This window comes from Kribbella sp. CA-253562 (genome assembly GCF_050942265.1).
GTDB lineage: Bacteria > Actinomycetota > Actinomycetes > Propionibacteriales > Kribbellaceae > Kribbella.
In genome coordinates this window covers 4,509,654-4,527,820 of sequence record NZ_CP192049.1, presented here as the reverse complement: position 1 = coordinate 4,527,820, position 18,167 = coordinate 4,509,654, and the positions used below count along the sequence as shown (strand labels likewise).

The window sequence follows — 18,167 nt, the reverse complement described above, 5'->3', positions numbered from 1 at the left end:
CGGTTGGCACCTTCTGGCCATTACGGTAGGCGCGTGAGTTTCTCCTCCACCAACCGTCCCCCGGCCGCCGGAGCCCGCGCGGCCAAGTCCGCCGGCCCCGCCAGGCGGCTGCCCGGCGGCCGCGAACGCCGCCCCGCGCTGGCCGCATTGGCGGTGATTCTCATCCTGCTCGGAGCGGCCGGGTCGGCGCTGATCGCGCTGCGCAGCGGTGACCGGCAGTACTTCGTCGCGGTCAAGGAGGACCTGCCACCGGGCCACCAGTTCTCCGACAAGGACATGGCCCGCGGCGACCTCGCCGGCGCGACCCGCCCGCTGGTGCTGTGGTCGGAGCGGGACCAGTTGAGGGGCCAGTACACGACCTCGTGGATCTACGCGGGCCAGTTCGTGACGCGGGACAACTTCGTCCCCGACCCGACCCCCAAGGGTGGTGCGCTGGTAGGCGTCAGCCTGGAGAGCGGCCGGGCGCCGGCCGAGCCGATCAGGGAGGGCGACATCGTCCGCCTGGTCCGGGTGCCGGCCAACCAGGACAGCGGGCCCGCGTCCGTGATCGCCCCGGCGGCGGAGGTGACCGCTGTGAACGGGAGCTCGCTCACCGACGGCAAGACCGGCGCCAACACGACCGTCAACGTCACCGTCCTGGTGCCGACCGATCAGTCCACCGCGGTGGCCGCCGCGGCGGCGACCAAGACGCTTGTGCTGGTCAAGCTGTCCCCGGCGACCAAGCCGGAGATCTCCTCCAACCCCGGAGCCCGTTGATGGCACTGGTCGCGTTGGCGAGCGCGAAGGGCTCGCCTGGGGTGACGACGGCCGGCCTGGTGCTCGGAGCGCTCTGGCCGCGGCCGGTGCTGCTGGCCGAGTGCGATCCGGCCGGCAGTGACGTCGCGATCCGGATGACCGCGCCCGGTGGCCAGCCGCTGAACTCCGACCGCGGTCTGATCAGCCTGGCCGCGGCGGGCCGCAAGGGTCTGGGCGACGAGGTGATCCTCGCGCACAGCCAGCAGCTCGACGGCGGGCTCGACGTGATGCTGGGAGTGCGCTCGCCGGAGCAGATCGGCGGCATGGGCGGTCTGTGGGCGCCGCTGGGCATCACCTTCAACCAGATGCACAGCGCCGACGTCCTGGCCGACTGCGGCCGGATCGGTCCCTCCTCGCCGCAGTTGCCCGTCGTACAGGCTGCTCGGTTGGTCGTCCTGGTCTGTACGGCGACCGGCTCGTCGGTCGCCCACCTGCGTGAGCGGCTGTCGTCGCTGGTGCACCACGTCGACGCACGGCTCGGCGTGATCGTCGTCGCCGACCCGAAGCGCCGCGACGGGGTCAAGCAGGTCTGGTCGGTGCTCGACGCGATGTCGGTCCAGATCCAGCACCGCTGGCATCTGGCATACGACCCGGCCGGCGCCGCGTTCTTCGACGGCCGCGGACAGGGCCGGCTGGACCGGACCGCGCTGATCCGGACCGCCACCGAGATCGCCGGCGAGATGGCGGCCGCGGTCGGCATGCCGTCGCAGTACGGGTACGACATGGCCCAGGCGGCCTTCGGAGAGGGATCGCGGTGATCACCGACCAGGAACTGGTCCGCAAGCTGCGGGTGCAGGTCGCCGAGCGGCTGAACGAGCAGCGCCGCCGCGACCAGGTCAACGGCGTACCGCCGATGAGCGCGGAGGACGAGCGGGAGTACGCCCGGTCCCTGATCGTCCAGGTGCTGGAGGACCACGCCCGCTACGAGCTGGCCGAGGGCCGTACGCCGCCGACGCCCGAGGACGACGCGCAGATCGCCGGCGCGATCCACAGCGCGCTGTTCGGCGTCGGCCGGCTGCAGCCGCTGATCGACGACCCCGAGGTCGAGAACATCGACATCAACGGCTGCGACCAGGTGTTCGTCCAGTACGGCGACGGCCGGGAGGAACGGCCCGGACCGGTCGCCGAGTCCGACGAGGAACTGGTCGAGCTGATCCAGGTCCTGGCCGCGCACGCCGGCCTGACCAGCCGTCCGTTCGACTCCGCCAACCCGCAGCTCGACCTCCGGCTGCCGGACGGTTCGCGGTTGTCCGCCGTGATGGGCGTGACGTCGCGGCCGGCCGTGTCGATCCGCCGGTCCCGGCTGGGCCGGGTGTTCCTCAAGGACCTGGTCGCGAACGGGACGATGTCCGACGACGTCGCGTCGTTTCTCAAGGCGGCCGTCGCGGCCCGCAAGAACGTGATGATCGCCGGCGCCACCAACTCCGGCAAGACCACGCTGCTGCGCGCGCTGGCCAACGAGATCCAGCCGCACGAGCGGCTGATCACGGTCGAGCGCTCGCTCGAGCTCGGACTCGGCGAGTTCAAGGACCTGCACCCGAACGTGGTCGCGTTCGAGGAGCGGCTGCCGAACTCCGAGGGCGTCGGCGAGGTCAGCATGGCCGACCTGGTCCGCCGCTCGCTGCGGATGAACCCCAGCCGGGTGATCGTCGGTGAGGTGCTCGGCGACGAGATCGTCACGATGCTGAACGCGATGAGCCAGGGCAACGACGGCTCGCTGTCGACGATCCACTCGAACAGTTCGATGGAGGTGTTCAACCGGATCAGCACCTACGCGATCCAGGCGTCCGAGCGGCTGCCGATGGAAGCCACCCAGATGCTGATCTCCGGCGCGCTGGACTTCGTCGTGTTCGTCCGCAAGCACAACGACTACCAGCACGGCGGCACGCTGTCGCGGTACATCGAGAGCATCCGTGAGGTGACCGGCTGGGACGGCCGGGTGCTGTCCGGCGAGGTGTTCGCGCCGGGACCGGACGGCCGGGCCGCCGCGCACGCGCCGATCGCCTGCATGGACGAGCTCGAGCACTTCGGCTACCAGCCGATGGTGCACGGCCGGTGGGCGTGAGGGAGACAAATGACTGTGCTTTTGGCCTCGCCTCCGGCTCGGCGGGTCGTGGGGCTTTGTCTCCCGGTCTTCCCTCGTCGCTCCGGTCGCTTCGCTCCCTCCACTCCTCAGTCCAGACCGGGAGGCCCCACGACCTTCGCGGTGCACCTCGAACCGGACCGGGAGGCCCCATGACCGACCGGACACTGATCGCGCTGCTGTGCGGCGCGATCGTCGGCGGCGGGATCCTGCTGCTGATCGTCGCCCTGCGCGGCACCGAGCCGCGCGAGGAAACGCCCTCGCTGTTCAAGCGCAGCCGCAGTGTGGACAGCCGTCGCCAGCTCGCGCGACTGGGCGCCGGTGTCGTGGTCGGCCTGCTCGTCCTCGTGGTGACCCGCTGGCTGGTGCTGGCCGTCGCGCTCGGCCTGCTGGCCGCGATGGCCGACCGGTTCTTCGGCGGCACCGGTGAGGAACGCCGGGCGATCGAGCGGCTGGAAGCGTTGGCCACCTGGACCGAGGCGCTGCGTGACACGATCGCGGGCGCGGTCGGTCTGGAGCAGGCGATCCCGGCGACCGCGGTGAACGCCGCCCCGGCGATCAAGCCCGGCCTGAACCTGCTGGTCGACCGGCTCCGGATCCGCGAACCGTTGCCCTCGGCCCTGATGCGGTTCGCCGACGACCTGGACGACCCGTCGGCCGACCTGATCGTCGCGGCCCTGGTGCTGAACGCACGGCTGCGCGGTCCCGGTCTGCGCGAGGTGCTGACCGCATTGGCCGACTCGGCCCGCGAGGAGCTCGACGTACGGCGCAAGGTCGCGGCCGAACGGCGCTCGACCCGGCGATCGGTCCAGGTCGTCGTCGCGATCACGCTGGTGGTCGCCGCCGCGCTGGTGCTGTTCAACCCGCAGTACGTCGAGCCGTACACGAGCTTCGTCGGCCAGTTCGTGCTGTTCCTGGTGATCGCCCTGTACGCCGTGGGCCTGGTCTGGCTGCGCAAACTGGCCAAGATCGAGGTGCCCGAGCGGTTCCTGATCCGGGCCGACGACAAGCGGGCCAAGCGGGCCGGCGACGAGCGGATGGAGGTGGTGGGCGGATGACGTGGGCCTTCATCTGTGGCGGCCTGGTCGGTCTGGGCCTGTTCCTGCTGGTCCGGATGTTCGTCCGGCCGGCCCCGAACGTGCTGTCCACGATCGCCCGGATCGACGCCGGACGGTCCGGCTACACCAGTGCCTCCACCGCGAGCGCGGCGGGGGAGAAGGTGCTCGGCGGGGTCGACAAGGCGCGCGAGACGCTCGGCCGGCGGCTGGAGGCCGAGGCCAACGCGCGCGGCTGGACGTTCGGCCGGCTGCGCCGCGACCTCGCGGTGATGAACCAGCCGTTCGCGGCGATGCTCGCCACCAAGGTGTTCTTCGCGCTCGGCGCGCTGATCTTCTTCCCGCTCGTGCTGTTCGCGGCGTCGTACCTGGGCTTCCCGGCGCCGGGCGCGGCCCCGGCCGTGGTGACGCTGGCCGGTATGACGTTCGCGTTCTTCCTGCCCGACCTGGCGCTGCGCCAGGAGGCCGAAGAACGCCGCCGTGACTTCCGCCACGTGGTCGGCAGCTTCCTCGACCTGGTCGCGATGAACCTGGCCGGCGGCCGCGGCCTGCCCGAGGCGCTGATGACGGCCTCCACGATCGGCGACCACTGGGCGATGGCCCGGATCCGCCAGGCGCTGGCCAACGCCCGCCTGATCGGCATCACTCCGTGGGACGCGATGGCCCGCCTCGGCGAGGACCTCGGCGTCGAGGAACTGCGCGACCTGGCCTCCGCGCTGGCCCTGGCCGGCGACGAGGGCGCCAAGATCCGCGCGTCGCTGCTGTCCCGCGCCGCGTCGCTGCGCCGCAAGGAACTGGCCGACGTCGAGGGCAAGGCCGGCGAACGCTCCCAGTCCATGCTGGTGGCCCAGCTGGTGATGTGCGCCGCCTTCATGTTGTTCCTCGGCTACCCGGCAGGCGCCGCGATCCTGGGCAGTTAGGTGTGGCGGCGGATGGGCAAGGGATCCGTCGAGGCAGTTCGGTCGTCGTACCGGGCATACTGAGGCCCGGTTCGGGCTCATGAGTGGGAAAGGTCATCGGATGAACCTGGAAGTGCAGTTCGTGCGCGCGATGGTCGGCTATGCGCTGGCGCGGGCCCACAACCAACGGGCGCGGGCCCGCCGGGGCGAGAGCGAGCTCGGCGCCTCGGCGCTGGAGTGGGCGATCATCTCGGCCATCCTGGTCGCCGCCGCGATCGCCATCGGCGCCGTGGTCAAGGGCGTCATCGACCGGCGTACCGGCGAGATCCAGAAGGGCTGAGCGTTGCCGCTGGGACGTCACCGGAGCACCGCCCCTGGGCTCATCGCCCGGTACGGCGGTCTCTCGGCGTCCGCTCGGACGGGCCGGCGCTCGGAGCGGGGCGCGAGCTCGCTGGAGCTGGCGATCCTCGCGCCGACGATCATGGCGCTGATCTTCGTCTCGATCCAGACCGCCCTGTGGCTGTACGGCCGCTCGGTCGCGCTGAACGCCGCGCAGGAAGGCGTTTCGCGCCTGCGCATGGTCCAGCCGACCCTGTACAGCCCGGCGATCGGGGAGAAGGTCCGCGCCGACATCGAGGCCTACGCCCAGCAGCTCGGCGGCAACTCTCTCGGCGACGCGAACGTCGACTTCCCGGCGTACAACGATCCCGAGGGGCAGGTCTCGTTCACGGTCACCGGCGAGACCATCTCCCTGGTGCCCGGTCTCACGCTCACGGTCTCCCGCACCGCCACCGGCCCGATCGAGCAGTTCGAAGCGGACGACGGCGAGTGAGCGCCCGGATGTTCGCCCACCGCCGGACCGAGCGCGGCACGATGGCCCTGGAAATGGTCGTGCTCGCGCCGATCCTGCTGATCCTGTTCTTCTTCCTGCTCGCCTGCGGCCGCTACTTCCAGACCTCGTCGCTGCTCGAAGGCGCGGCCCGCGACGGCGCCCGCTCCGCCAGCCAGGCCCGCTCACTCGGCGACGCCCAGCTCCGCCTCGACCAGGCGGTCACCCGCACGATGGACCAGGCCGTCGAGTCCTGCAAGACCACCGCCTCCGGCACCATCACCACCGGCTTCGTCGCCGGCACCCCGCTGTCGGTCGAGGTCACCTGCACCATCGACTACCGCGACCTAGGCCTGCTCGGCATCGGCGGCGACACCACCATCACGAAGAAGTTCTCCAGCTCCCTCGACCCCTACCGCGGAGTCCGAGATGGCGAGAACCCCTGACCCCGCGGGCCGCCGCGCTGCCCGCGCGAGCGCCCGCCTCACCGCCTGGTTCCGCATCGATGCCCCCAGCAACGACCGCGGCGCCCTCAGCCCCGCCGTCGTCATCCTCGCCCTGATGATCTTCACCCTCGCCGGCCTGGTCATCGACGGCGGCCGCCAGCTCGGCGCCCGCTCGAGGGCCGTCGGCTACGCCCAGGAGGCCGCCCGGGCGGGGGTCGGCACGATCGACTTCAACTCCGCGGAGGCGCGGATCGACATCACCAAGGCGGCGGACGCGGTCGGCGCGTTCTGCGCCAAGGTGACCGAGAACGACCCGGCGGTGACCGCGTGCGCCGCGAGCGAACTGGACGCCGAGCACCTGAAGGTCCAGGTCCAGATCGACAACAAGACCTCCTTCCTCGGCTTGGTCGGGATCCAGAACCTGACCGCCCGTGGCGAAGGCGAGGCGCACGCCGAACAGGGCATCGTGAAGGCCGACGAGACGCCGCAGATCCCGCCGATCGTGCTGCAGACCACACCGGACGAACCAGGAGTCACCGTCCGGCCGACCGCCGAACCGCCGCCGATCGACTTTCCGTGTCCGGAGTGGACGATCGGTTCGCCGACGCCCCCGTGGACCCCGCCGATCCCGATCCCGTTCCCCGCGACCTGTACGGCGAGCATCACGCCGAGCCCGACCGACAGCCCCAGCGAAACGCCGCCCGACAGCACGTCGCCGACGCCGACGCCGACGCCGCCGTCGAGTCCGCCCTCCGGCGGAGGCGGCGGATGAGTACGCCGAGGAGCAACGCAGTGCGTGTTCGTTCAGCCATCACCCGTGTCCTGCTGCCCGTCGTGACGCTGGCGGTCCTGGCGGCCTGCGGCGGCAACGGCGACGCCAACCGCGGTGGAATGCCTGAGGGGGTCGAGGAGCAGCCGGACAGCCCGCAGACGATCACGCTCGGCACGCCGACACCGCCGGCGACGTCGCCGAGCAAGCGGCCGGGCAAGCCGACCAAGCCGACGAAGACGGCGCCGCCTCCGGTCGCGTCCTCCCAGCTCACCGTCGTTCCAGGGCGGTTCGGTGCGGATCCCGCGGTGCAGGGACTGGTCGCGAAGTACCCGCTGTACTACCAGGCCCTGGTCAGGCGGGACTCGAACATCGTCAAGACCAGCTTCCCGGCCTTCTTCTACGCCGACACCGCGATCAACATCGACGCGGCCAAGGCGTCCGGCTGGGTGATGCGCCCGCCGGCCAGCGTCGTGGTGGTCGGCACCTCCAAGCAGCCGTACGGCGTGGTCCGGCTGAACCTGTGCCGCTCACCACGGCTGCAGTGGTGGAACCCGAAAACCAGGACGTTCGTCCGCAACGCCCCGAAGGGGACCGCCGAGGCGATCGACATGGTGCGGACCGGCGTGGGCTGGACCATGTACAGGGTGGTCTCGCCGGTGCCGAAGGGCATCAACTGCAGCACGGTGCGTTATCCGGCCTAGTCCGGAACGAACCAGGTGCGGCGACGCCGTCTCGTGGGCACGATGCCCCTGACCGGCGATAATCTGCCAGCAGGACCAGTGTCAGGAGTGAGGATGCGCAACCGGGTAGCCCGTGGGTTCATTGCCCTGAGCACCGTGCTCGCGTTGTTGATCGCTCTGCCCGCCCCGACCGCCTCGGCCACCAACCACCTCGGCGACGGCGTCTGCAGCATGTACGTGAACTCCAACGGATTCGGTGCTTACTGCAGCGCGGGGCAGGTCTCCTGGGGCGATTCACCGCCGAGTTGGCGGGAGAAGCTGAACGGCAGGACGTTCATCCCCTGCCGCGACTTCCCGGTGCCGGCAGGGATCGAGTTGCCGGCGCCGCCGGACGGCAAGGAGTGGGTGCTGCGGCTGACGATCGTCGACTACGACCTGAACAGCAACTACGGCGGCCCCGACGCACACCTGGAACGAGCCATCGTGCCGGTGTCGGAGGAAGAACGAGAGCAGTGCCTGCCGAAGTCCTACATGGACGAGTTCTGGACCTACTTCGACGAGGCGTATCCGGATCCGGTGCTGCTGGTCAAGCCGACCTACACGCCGCGCGTCAACGTTCCGGCGTACTTCGCGCTGGCGCCGGAGACCTCCTACGTGCTCAAGAACTACGGCCCCGTGGACATTCGCGACTTCGCCAACTACCGGCCCGGCACCCGGCTCACGATGCGCGCCATGGTGACCAGGTTGCGCATCGATCCGGGCGACGGCTCCGAGCCGTTCGACTGTCTCGAAGGCACGCTGCCGATCGGGTCCGACGGGTACGAGGAAAGCCAGGATCCGTTCCATCAGGCGAGCACGTGCAGTCACATCTACAAGCGGTCGAGCGCGAAGCAGCCCGACGGGATGTACACGGTCAAGATCACGATCCACTGGCGGGTCGACTACTGGCGCGGTCCGGATCAGATCCAGGACTGGACCCGCGTCGGAGAAGCTGACGTTCATGCGGTGCAGCGGCTGCCTGTGCAGGAAGTTCAGGCTGTCGGTGGATGACGGTGGGGCGATGGAGGGACGACGATGGTGAAGACGACTGATCCGGTGCGGTCGGCGAGGTTGCCGCAGCGGGGGTCGGGCGGTGGGGCAGCGGACCGGGTGAAGGGGTTCCTGTCACTGCTGGCGGTGCTCGCGATCGTCGGTGGTGTGCCGTACGTGCTGCTGACGTTCTTCGGCAAGCCGTGGCCGGACCGGATGCCGACGCGGGACGTGCTGTTCAGCGAGTTGAGCATCGAGACGGTGCTCGGCATCATCGGGTTCTTCATCTGGCTCGCGTGGCTGCACTTCGTGATCTGCCTGGCGGCCGAGGTGGTCGCCGAGATCCGTGGGCACGGGTTGTCGCCGCGGATTCCGCTGGGCGGCGGTTCGCAGACGCTGGCTCGCCGGCTGGTGTCGGGTGTGGTGCTGATCGCGGGCGCGGCGAGCGTGACGCTGCCGGTCGCCAACGCGGTCACCACGAGCGGGGTCGCGCCGACTTCGATCAGCGTGACGCAGGGCGGTGACGACCAGGCCTCGACGTACCGCCAGACCGAGGCGCGCAGCAAGGTCGTCATCGGCGGGCACACCGGCGTACGGACGAACAACGACCAGGCCGGTCAGGTGGTCAAGTTCACCGAGGTCCGTCCGCCCGAGGGCCGCAATTACGACTGCCTGTGGGACATCGCCGAGCGCTACCTGGGCGAGGGCCGGCGCTACAAGGAGATCTACGACCTCAACAAGAACAAGCTGCAGCCCGACGGCCGCCGGCTGACCAACCCGGACCTGATCATGCCGGGCTGGCAGGTCCGGCTGCCGGCCGACGCGAAGGGGCCGGGCGTACACACGGTCCGGGTCGCGATCGACACCCCGGCCCGGCCGGTTGTGCAGCAGCAGGACGAGAAGCCGTCGCCGGACACCAAGGACACCAAGGCGAAGGTCGCCGGAAAGCCGACGGCGAAGACGACCACCCAGTCGGAGGCCGGTCCGGGCAGCCGCTGGTTCGAGGAGCAGGGCGTCGAGAAGCCCTCGTCGATCGACATCGGCAGCGCCGCGGCCGACCCCACCGCCAAGGACGCCAAGCCGAACGAGCCGGGCGTCGAGGTCACTCAGCCGCACGGCCCCGGTACGACGGACGCCCGGCCGGGCGACCCGGCGGCGGGCGGCACCAAGGTCCCGGATGTGGTCGCGACCTCCAGCGGCGGGATCAGCGCGACCGAGGCCGGGATCTACGGCTTCGGCGCGACGCTGCTCGCGGCCGGCCTCGCGGTGGCGCTGAAGCGTCGTCGCGGCTGGGCGCTGGGCCCGGGACCGAAGTCCGCCTCCCACCGGCAGACCGAGGTCAACCTGCGCCTGGCGGCCGACGTACCGACCGCTCAGTTCGTCGACAACTCGCTGCGCCAGCTCGGCGTGAGCATGACCGAGGCGAACAGGACGATGCCGGTCGTCGTGGCCGCGCTGGTCACCGACCGGGCGCTGACGCTGGTGCTGGAGCCGGGGGAGAACCAGGCCCCGCCGCCGGCGCCGTGGCAGGCCATCGCCGACGGGCGTCGCTGGGTGCTGCGCCGGGCGTATGCGCCGGCCGCTGACGTGGCCGCGCCTTCGCCGTACCCGACGCTGGTCACGCTGGGCCGCAACGCGGACGGCTCGACCGTGCTGGTCGACCTGGACACCGCGCGCGGTGTCGTCAGCTTCGGCGGTGTCACCAACGCGTCCCGTGACGTCGTAGGCTCGCTCGCGGCCGAGCTGGCCACGAACCTGTGGTCCGAGGGCGCGCACGTCAGCATGGTCGGCTTCGGCGACGACCTGTCGTCGCTGGCCCCGGCCCGCCTGAGCTACTGGACCCGCCTGGACGAGGCGCTGCAGGAGGTGACCCGGCGGACCGACAACCAGGTCCAGGCCTGCACCCGCCGCAACGCCGAGTCCGTCGCCGCCGCCCGGATGAGCTACCCCGACCCGATGCTGTGGGGTGCGGAGATCATCTTCGTGTCCGCTCCGCCGTCGCTGGAGGAGGAGCAGCAGCTGGCCCGGCTGGCGGCCGATCCGAAGCGCTGCGTCGCCGTCGTGGTCGTCGGTGACGTGCTGGACGCGCCCTGGCGCTTCGTGGTGGACGAGAAGAACCAGGCGGTCTGCCGGCTGCTCGGGCTCGAGGTCGATGCCCACAGCATCAACCCGGCGCAGTTCGCGGACCTGGTCGAGCTGTTCCGGACGGCCGAGGCGGAGGCGATGGACAAGCGGCGGACCGAGCAGGACATGCCGGCGTACGAGTTCTCCTCGACGGACCTGAGCCAGGCGGCGCCGGTCGAGGTCGACCTGCTCGGCCCGGTCGAGGTCGACGCCCGCGGGCCGATCGACGAGGGCCGGATCCAGCTGGCCACCGAGATCGTCGCGTTCCTGGCCAGCCAGGACTACGGCGTCCACCCGAACGTGCTGGCCGGCTCGATCTGGCCGCGCGGCATCAGCGACGAGCTGCGCAACGCCGCGCTCGAGCACACCCGGCAGTGGGTCGGCCTCGACGCCATGTACGCCGATGAGTCGGGCCGCTGGATGCTCAACCGCAGCATCGTCCGGGTCGACTGGGACGTGTTCCGCACACTGGCCAAGCAAGCCGAGATGATGGACGACCCGCGCCAGCCGCTGTCGACCGCGCTCAGCCTGGTGCACGGCCAGGCCTGGTCCGGGCTGCCCGCCGGCCGGTACTCCTGGCTCGCCGCCTCCGGGATCGAGCGGCGGATGGCCGAGTCGGTGGTCGACGCGTCGCTCAAGCTGGCCGAGGCCAGCCTGCGCCACAACGACGGCGCCCTGGCCCGCACGGCGCTGCAGACCGGCCTCAGCTTCGCGCCGGCCTCGGAGGAGCTGTGGCGCGCGACCCTGCGCCTGGCCTCCCACTTCGGTACGACGGAGGACGTCACCACGATCGCCGCCCAGATGTACGCCGCCCTGGCCAAGCACGGCGGCCCCCGCGGCGCCGAAGCGGAGACCGACGCCCTGGTCGACGAACTCCTCCCGGGCTACCGCCGCCCGGCCGCTGTCGCGTAGCAATACGCCGTACGGCGGCCGCTCGGTTCGCCGCTGGAACGAACGAAGGCCCGCTCCCGGAATCCCGGGGGCGGGCCTTTCGTCGTACCGAGGTCAGAGGCTGTCGGCGCCCCAGGTGTCGCACGAGGTCATGTCGCCGGAGTCCATGCCGGTCTTGAACCAGCGCATTCGCTGCTCGGCGGTGCCGTGGCTGAAGTTCTCCGGACTGACCCGGCCCTGGGTCTTCTGCTGGATCCGGTCGTCGCCGACGGCCGCGGCGGCGTCCAGACCGCGGACGATGTCGTCCTCGGTCAGGCCCTCGATGAAGGTGTCGCCGTCCTTGTCCTGAGCGGTGGTGGCGTGCTTGGTCCAGATCCCGGCCAGGCAGTCGGCCTGCAGCTCGGAGCGGACCGAGTCCGACGTCGGTCCCTCTCGGGTCTTGATCCGGTCCAGGTAGCCGTAGAGGTTCTGGATGTGGTGGCCGTACTCGTGGGCGACCACGTACGCCTCGGCGAAGTTGCCGCCCTTGGCGCCGAGCTCGCTCTGCAGGGTCTGGAAGAAGCCGATGTCGAGGTAGACCCGCTTGTCGGGCGGGCAGTAGAACGGGCCCACCGCGCTCGAGGCGGCGCCGCAGCCGGTGTTGACCTGCTGGTTGAAGATCCGCAGCGGAGCGCGGGTGTACTTCTTGCCCCGCCGCGGCAGCTCGGCCGCCCAGAACCCCTCGATCGAGTTCTGGTAGAAGACGAAGCGGCAGTCCTCGTTCTGGGCGAGGTCGGTGCCCTTCTTGCAGGTGTCGAGATTGCCCGCGCCGGTGTTGCGCACGGTCGGCTCGTCCGCGCCGCCGCCGCCGACCCCGGGGATCCCGCCGTTCAGCAGCAGGATCACGACCAGCAAGATGATGCCGCCGATGCCGCCGCCGACCGGGATTCCCATCCCGCCCGGGAGCATGCCACCGCCACCACCGCTGCCGCGGGTGTCCTCGACGCCGCTGGTGTCCAAGTCGGCGTCCGGGTTGAATTTCACAGCACCTACACTAGACCTGGACCCGGACTAGAGGCCGCCTCGTGACGTGGCGCCGCCCTGCCGTGTCGCCCCCTTGACCCCGACCCTTGAGGACCCCTGCGCCGTCATGATCACCGTCTCCAACCTCGAGGTCCGCGTCGGTGCTCGTCAGTTGCTCGCGCCGGCGTCGTTCCGGGTCGGTCCCGGTGACAAGGTCGGTCTGGTCGGGCGCAACGGCGCCGGCAAGACCACGTTGACCAAGATCCTGGCCGGCGAGGGCCTGCCGGCCAGCGGCTCGGTCACCTCCTCGGGCGAGATCGGCTACCTGCCGCAGGATCCGCGCACCGGCGATCTCAGCGTGCTGGCGCGGGACCGGATCCTGTCCGCGCGCGGCCTCGACGAGGTGGTTCGCCGTCTGCGCAACGCCGAGAAGCAGATGGCCAGCGCGGACGACAAGACCCGCGAGAAGGGCATGCGCCGGTACGAGCGCGCCGAGGCCGATCTGCACGCGGCCGGTGGGTACGCCGCGGAGTCCGAGGCGGCCCGGATCGCGGCGAACCTCGGTCTGCCCGAGCGGGTCCTCGGCCAGCCGCTGAGCACGTTGTCGGGTGGTCAGCGCCGGCGTGTCGAGCTGGCCCGGATCCTGTTCGCGCAGGCCGAGACGCTGCTGCTCGACGAGCCCACCAACCACCTGGACGCCGACTCGATCGTCTGGCTGCGCGACTTCCTCAAGCAGTATCCCGGTGGCGTGATCATGATCAGCCACGACGTGAACCTGCTCGAGGAGACCGTCACCCGGGTTTTCCACCTGGACGCGAACCGGGCCGAGATCGACGTGTACAACGTCGGCTGGAAGGCGTACCTGACCCAGCGCGAGACCGACGAGCGGCGCCGCAAGCGCGAGCGCGCGAACGCGGAGAAGAAGGCGTCGCAGCTGGTCGACCAGGCCAACAAGATGCGCGCCAAGGCGACCAAGGCGACCGCGGCGCAGCAGATGCTGAAGCGGGCCGAGAAGCTGATGAGCTCGCTCGAGGAGGAGCGCGCCTCCGACCGGGTCGCGAAGATCTCCTTCCCGACCCCGGCGCCGTGCGGCAAGACGCCGTTGATGGCCAAGGAGCTGTCGAAGTCGTACGGGTCGCTGGAGATCTTCACCGACGTCGACCTGGCGATCGACCGCGGTTCGCGCGTCGTCGTACTGGGCCTGAACGGTGCGGGCAAGACCACCCTGCTGCGGGTGCTGTCCGGTATCGAGAAGTCGGACACCGGCGAGGTGATCGACGGGCACGGGCTCAAGCTCGGGTACTACGCGCAGGAGCACGAGACCCTGGACGTGAACCGGACCGTGCTGGAGAACATGAAGTCCGCGGCCCCGGACCTGAACGAGACCCAGGCGCGCAGTGTGCTCGGCTCGTTCCTGTTCAGCGGGGACGACGCCGACAAGCCGGCGCGGGTGCTGTCCGGCGGCGAGAAGACCCGGCTCGCGCTGGCGACGCTGGTCGTCTCGGCGGCCAACGTCCTGCTGCTCGACGAGCCGACCAACAACCTGGACCCGGCCTCGCGCGCCGAGGTGCTGAACGCGATCCGCTCGTACACCGGCGCGATCGTGCTGGTCACCCACGACGAGGGCGCGGTCGAGGCCCTGGAGCCCGAGCGGGTGCTGCTGCTCCCGGACGGCGTCGAGGACCTGTGGACCAACGAGTACGCCGACCTGGTGTCGCTGGCCTGAGAGGTTTTCCACAGCCGGTGAGGACCGCCCGGAAACGGCGGCCTGGTCCCGTATGTTCTTGGGCATGGAGAACAGTGGACTGCGGTTGACGGTGGACGGACCGGTCGCGCGCGTGGTGCTCGACCGGCCGGAGGTGCGCAACGCGCAGACGCCCCGGATGTGGCGGGCGCTGGCGGAGTTCGGAGCCGGTCTGCCGGAGGACGTGCGGGTGGTCGTGGTGTCGGGGGAGGGGCCGTCGTTCTCGGCCGGTCTCGACCGGCGGCTGATGACCGCCGAGCCGGTCGAAGGCGACGAGCCGCTGCTCGCGCTCGGGACCAAGCCCGTGGCCGAGGTGCACTCGACGATCGCCGAGATCCAGGCCGGGTTCTCCTGGCTGCGCAAGCCGGAGATCATCAGCGTCGCCGCCGTGCAGGGGCACGCCGTCGGGGCCGGGTTCCAGCTGGCGCTGGCCTGCGACCTGCGGGTGATCACCCCGGACGCCAGGTTCAGCATGCGCGAGACCTCGCTCGGGCTGGTGCCCGATCTGGGTGGCACGCAGCCGCTGGTGCAGCTGGTCGGCTACTCGCGGGCCCTGGAGATCTGCGCGACCAGCCGCTGGGTCGAAGCGGCCGAGGCGAAGCAGCTCGGGCTGGCGAACATCGTCGTACCGGCTGAGGAGCTCGAAGGTACGGTGAAAGATCTGACCGACGCTTTGCTGACTCCCCTCGTCGATGCGGTCCGCGAGACCAAGGCGCTGCTGCTCGGCGCCGCCGATCGCTCGTACGAGCAGCAGTTGAAGGCCGAGCGCGAGGCTCAGCAGCGCCGGCTGGCGGCCCTGGCCGCGTTGCTCGCCTGAGCCGGCGGTCCGCCGGTACGGGAACAAGCGACTGACCTGGACTGTTGTTGAGGTTGACGGGTGGACAACGGGGAGGAGCCGGATGTCGTCAGGGATGATGGGTGGTGGACGCGGAGGCGCGGGCAGTTGGCGCCGCCAGGACGCGTCGGTGGTGAACCAGAAGCTGGCCAAGGGCACGGTCAAGCGGATCGTGCGGTTCGCGAAGCCGTTCCGGCTGCAGATCACGGTCTTCCTGGTGCTGGTGGTGATCTCGGCGGTCCTGGTGATCGCCTCGCCGCTGCTGTTCAAGAAGATCGTCGACGACGGCATCAGCAAGGGAAACTCGGGCCTGGTGACCGGTCTCGCGCTGCTGGTCGCGCTGCTCGCCCTGGTGGAGGCCGGCCTCGGCCTGGTCCAGCGCTGGTACTCCGCGCAGATCGGTGAGGGGCTGATCTTCGACCTGCGGACCAAGGTGTTCGCGCACGTGCAGAAGATGCCGGTGGCGTTCTTCACCCGGACCCAGACCGGTGCCTTGGTCTCCCGGCTCAACACCGACGTGATCGGGGCCCAGCAGGCTTTCACCTCCACCTTGTCCGGCGTCGTGTCGAACATCATCAGCCTGATCCTGGTCGTCGGCGCGATGCTGCTGCTGAGCTGGCAGCTGACGCTGGTGGCGATCCTGCTGCTGCCGGTGTTCCTGATCCCGGCCCGCATCCTCGGGCGGCGGCTGGCCGCCCTGACCCGCGAGCAGATGCAGCTCAACGCCGACATGTCGACGGCGATGACCGAGCGGTTCAGCGTCGGCGGCGCCCTGCTGGTGACGCTGTTCGGCCGGCCCTCCGCGGAGAACGCGGAGTTCGGCGAGCGCGCCGGGCGGGTCCGCGACCTGGGCATCCGGACCGCGATGCTCGGCCGGGTCTTCTTCACTGCGCTGACGCTGGTCGCCTCACTGGCGACCGCCCTGGTGTACGGCGTCGGTGGCAACCTCGCGGTTCGGGACACGCTGACCGTCGGCACCCTGCTGGCTCTGGTCGCGCTGCTCGGCCGGCTGTACGGGCCGCTGACCGCCCTGTCGAACGTCCGGATCGACGTGATGACCGCGCTGGTGTCGTTCGAGCGCGTCTTCGAGGTGCTCGACCTGGAGCCGATGATCCAGAACCGGCCGGACGCCAAGCCGTTGCCGCCCGACGTCTCGTCGGTGCAGTTCGACCAGGTGGAGTTCGCCTACCCGACGGCCGAGCAGGTCTCGCTGGCCAGCCTGGAGTCGGTGGCCGTGCTCGACAAGCGCGCGTCGTCCCAGGTGCTGCACGACGTGAGCTTCTCGGTCGAGCCGGGACAGATGGTCGCGCTGGTCGGTCCCTCGGGCGCGGGCAAGACCACGATCACCAACCTGGTCGCCCGGCTGTACGACGTGACCGGTGGTTCAGTCCGCGTCGGCGGGCACGACGTCCGTGAAGTGACGCTGGAGTCCCTGCACGACGCGATCGGGTACGTGACGCAGGACGCGCACATGTTCCACGACACGATCCGGGCGAACCTGATCTACGCGAAGCCGGACGCCACCGAGGACGAGATGATCGACGCGCTGCGGTCGGCGCAGGTGTGGGATCTGGTGTCCTCACTGCCCGACGGGCTCGAGACGGTTGTCGGCGACCGCGGTCACCGGCTGTCCGGCGGCGAGCGGCAGCGGCTGGCGATCGCGCGCTTGCTGCTGAAGGCGCCGCACATCGTCGTCCTGGACGAGGCGACGGCTCACCTGGACTCCGAGTCCGAGGTCGCCGTGCAGCGGGCGCTGGACACCGCGCTCGAAGGACGCACGTCGCTGGTCATCGCGCACCGGCTCTCCACTGTGCGCAACGCGGACCAGATCCTGGTCGTCGACCAGGGCACGATCGTCGAGCGCGGCACCCACGAGGAACTGCTCGCGCTGAACGGCGAGTACGCCGACCTGTACCGCACCCAGTTCACCGAGTCGCCCGCGGCCGTGTAGCCGTCCACCCTCCGGGTACCTGCCGAAGCACAGGCCTATCAGCCGCCATACTGGTGATAGGGAACGGCATTGTCCTGACGTGAGGGAAGGACTTCGGGATGATCAAGTGCGCACTGGTCCTGGGCGCGGGCTACACGGGTTTCAGGCTGGCCTACAACTCCGAGGACGGCGTCCACTACGGCAAGGTCGGCGAACAGACCCTGCGCCGCGGGCTGTCCGCCCTCTTCGCCGCCCTGGCCGGCGGCCTCACCTACGCCGCGCTCGTCCTGCACTGACGGGCGTGATCGCGCCGATCGGCTGGCGAGCAACGGCTCGTACTTCCGAAGCCCGCCTCCGATCACGACGCACTCGTACTCGGCGCCGGCGAGTGTGTTCATCACCGCATCCTCGGGCCGATCGTCGGCCGTCACCAGACACCAGTCGGCCGTCAGCCCGAGACGCTACCGGCAGCACCCAGCGATCGCCGACCATGACGGCCGCGACGTGCGAGCGAGAGCCGGCTCAGCGGCGTCCCTACTTCTTCGCCTTCTCCGGATCGTGCTCGAGCAGGTGCAGCACCGGTACGCCGAGGTGACGGCGGGCCGAGTTGGTCCAGTCGAGGTGGAAGAACTCCGCGACGATGTGCGGCCGGGTCAGGATGATGACCTCCTGCCCCCCGACCTTGTCCACCGTGGCGGTCAGCGCGTCGATCGGGCGGTCGTGCGAGATCCCGCCGACGGCGTCCTGGCCCAGGTCGCGCAGTCGCTGCACGCTGCGCCCGGTGCAGTCCCGGGCCTCGCTGTCGATCGCCTCCTGCGCCTTGGCCAGCTCCTCGCGCTGGTCCACCAGCCCCGTCCCGTACAGATCCGCCGTCCCGAGCGCGCTGATCGACGCCTCGACCCCCGCCTCGGCGTTGTGACACGGCACGAGCACGTGATACCTCACCGTCTCGGGCATGTCCTGGTGCAGCTCGACGACCCGTCGGGCGTCCTCCTGCGACAACTCCTGCTCGACAAGCAGTACGACGTCGTACATCGCGGTACCTCCGGTCCT

Annotated in this window: 18 protein-coding genes; 16 read left to right on the top strand and 2 right to left on the bottom strand. The window is 70.4% G+C overall.

Annotated elements, in window-relative coordinates; translation table 11 throughout:
- The first annotated feature begins 33 nt into the window (after positions 1-33).
- The 12 genes from ACQPXM_RS21395 to ACQPXM_RS21340 all read left to right on the top strand — a co-directional run bounded on the left by ACQPXM_RS21395 (position 34) and on the right by ACQPXM_RS21340 (position 11,624).
- Complete coding sequence (locus tag ACQPXM_RS21395; protein ID WP_432935705.1) at positions 34-756, top strand: hypothetical protein; 723 nt, start codon at positions 34-36, stop codon at positions 754-756.
- Positions 756-1,553 (top strand): hypothetical protein, encoded by a 798-nt coding sequence (locus ACQPXM_RS21390; protein WP_432935703.1) that lies wholly within the window; start codon positions 756-758, stop codon positions 1,551-1,553. Before ACQPXM_RS21395 ends, ACQPXM_RS21390 begins: the two co-directional genes overlap by 1 nt.
- Entirely contained in the window at positions 1,550-2,860 is a 1,311-nt protein-coding gene (locus ACQPXM_RS21385) for a CpaF family protein (protein WP_432935701.1), read from the top strand. The genes ACQPXM_RS21390 and ACQPXM_RS21385 overlap by 4 nt, the downstream gene beginning before the upstream one ends.
- A gap of 170 nt (positions 2,861-3,030) precedes the next feature.
- Entirely contained in the window at positions 3,031-3,936 is a 906-nt protein-coding gene (locus tag ACQPXM_RS21380) for a type II secretion system F family protein (protein ID WP_432935699.1), read from the top strand.
- Complete coding sequence (locus ACQPXM_RS21375; protein ID WP_432935697.1) at positions 3,933-4,853, top strand: type II secretion system F family protein; 921 nt, start codon at positions 3,933-3,935, stop codon at positions 4,851-4,853. Before ACQPXM_RS21380 ends, ACQPXM_RS21375 begins: the two co-directional genes overlap by 4 nt.
- 100 nt (positions 4,854-4,953) lie before the next feature.
- On the top strand, positions 4,954-5,172 hold the full coding sequence (locus tag ACQPXM_RS21370) for a hypothetical protein (protein WP_432935695.1): 219 nt from the start codon (positions 4,954-4,956) through the stop codon (positions 5,170-5,172).
- Between the two features lie 3 nt (positions 5,173-5,175).
- Positions 5,176-5,664, top strand: a complete 489-nt coding sequence (locus ACQPXM_RS21365) for a TadE/TadG family type IV pilus assembly protein (protein WP_432935693.1) — start codon at positions 5,176-5,178, stop codon at positions 5,662-5,664.
- Positions 5,661-6,107, top strand: coding sequence for a TadE/TadG family type IV pilus assembly protein (locus ACQPXM_RS21360; protein WP_432935691.1), 447 nt, complete (start codon positions 5,661-5,663; stop codon positions 6,105-6,107). Before ACQPXM_RS21365 ends, ACQPXM_RS21360 begins: the two co-directional genes overlap by 4 nt.
- Positions 6,091-6,879 carry a TadE/TadG family type IV pilus assembly protein gene (locus ACQPXM_RS21355; RefSeq protein ID WP_432935689.1) on the top strand — a complete coding sequence of 263 codons (789 nt, stop codon included), beginning with the start codon at positions 6,091-6,093 and terminating at the stop codon, positions 6,877-6,879. The genes ACQPXM_RS21360 and ACQPXM_RS21355 overlap by 17 nt, the downstream gene beginning before the upstream one ends.
- 20 nt (positions 6,880-6,899) lie before the next feature.
- Positions 6,900-7,580, top strand: a complete 681-nt coding sequence (locus tag ACQPXM_RS21350) for a hypothetical protein (RefSeq protein WP_432935687.1) — start codon at positions 6,900-6,902, stop codon at positions 7,578-7,580.
- Between the two features lie 93 nt (positions 7,581-7,673).
- The gene (locus ACQPXM_RS21345; RefSeq protein WP_432935685.1) at positions 7,674-8,609 is read left to right on the top strand and encodes a hypothetical protein; all 936 of its coding nucleotides are present in this window, start codon (positions 7,674-7,676) and stop codon (positions 8,607-8,609) included.
- A 24-nt stretch (positions 8,610-8,633) separates the two neighbouring features.
- Positions 8,634-11,624, top strand: a complete 2,991-nt coding sequence (locus tag ACQPXM_RS21340; RefSeq protein WP_432935683.1) for a hypothetical protein — start codon at positions 8,634-8,636, stop codon at positions 11,622-11,624.
- Between the two features lie 93 nt (positions 11,625-11,717).
- Here ACQPXM_RS21340 and ypfJ read toward each other — a convergent pair whose 3' ends face one another.
- Positions 11,718-12,626: a KPN_02809 family neutral zinc metallopeptidase gene (gene ypfJ / locus ACQPXM_RS21335; RefSeq protein ID WP_432935681.1), complete on the bottom strand. Its 909-nt coding sequence runs from the start codon at positions 12,624-12,626 to the stop codon at positions 11,718-11,720.
- A 106-nt stretch (positions 12,627-12,732) separates the two neighbouring features.
- Between ypfJ and ACQPXM_RS21330 the strand changes: the two genes are divergently transcribed.
- From ACQPXM_RS21330 to ACQPXM_RS21315, 4 genes are all read left to right on the top strand, one after another.
- Positions 12,733-14,331: an ABC-F family ATP-binding cassette domain-containing protein gene (locus ACQPXM_RS21330; RefSeq protein ID WP_077013940.1), complete on the top strand. Its 1,599-nt coding sequence runs from the start codon at positions 12,733-12,735 to the stop codon at positions 14,329-14,331.
- A gap of 64 nt (positions 14,332-14,395) precedes the next feature.
- Positions 14,396-15,166 (top strand): enoyl-CoA hydratase/isomerase family protein, encoded by a 771-nt coding sequence (locus ACQPXM_RS21325; protein ID WP_432935678.1) that lies wholly within the window; start codon positions 14,396-14,398, stop codon positions 15,164-15,166.
- Between the two features lie 82 nt (positions 15,167-15,248).
- The gene (locus ACQPXM_RS21320) at positions 15,249-17,135 is read left to right on the top strand and encodes an ABC transporter ATP-binding protein (RefSeq protein WP_432935676.1); all 1,887 of its coding nucleotides are present in this window, start codon (positions 15,249-15,251) and stop codon (positions 17,133-17,135) included.
- A 98-nt stretch (positions 17,136-17,233) separates the two neighbouring features.
- Positions 17,234-17,410, top strand: coding sequence for a hypothetical protein (locus ACQPXM_RS21315; RefSeq protein ID WP_432935674.1), 177 nt, complete (start codon positions 17,234-17,236; stop codon positions 17,408-17,410).
- A 238-nt stretch (positions 17,411-17,648) separates the two neighbouring features.
- On the opposite strand, the gene ACQPXM_RS21310 is transcribed toward ACQPXM_RS21315, so the two are convergent.
- The gene (locus ACQPXM_RS21310; protein WP_432935672.1) at positions 17,649-18,149 is read right to left on the bottom strand and encodes a hypothetical protein; all 501 of its coding nucleotides are present in this window, start codon (positions 18,147-18,149) and stop codon (positions 17,649-17,651) included.
- Positions 18,150-18,167: the final 18 nt, after the last annotated feature.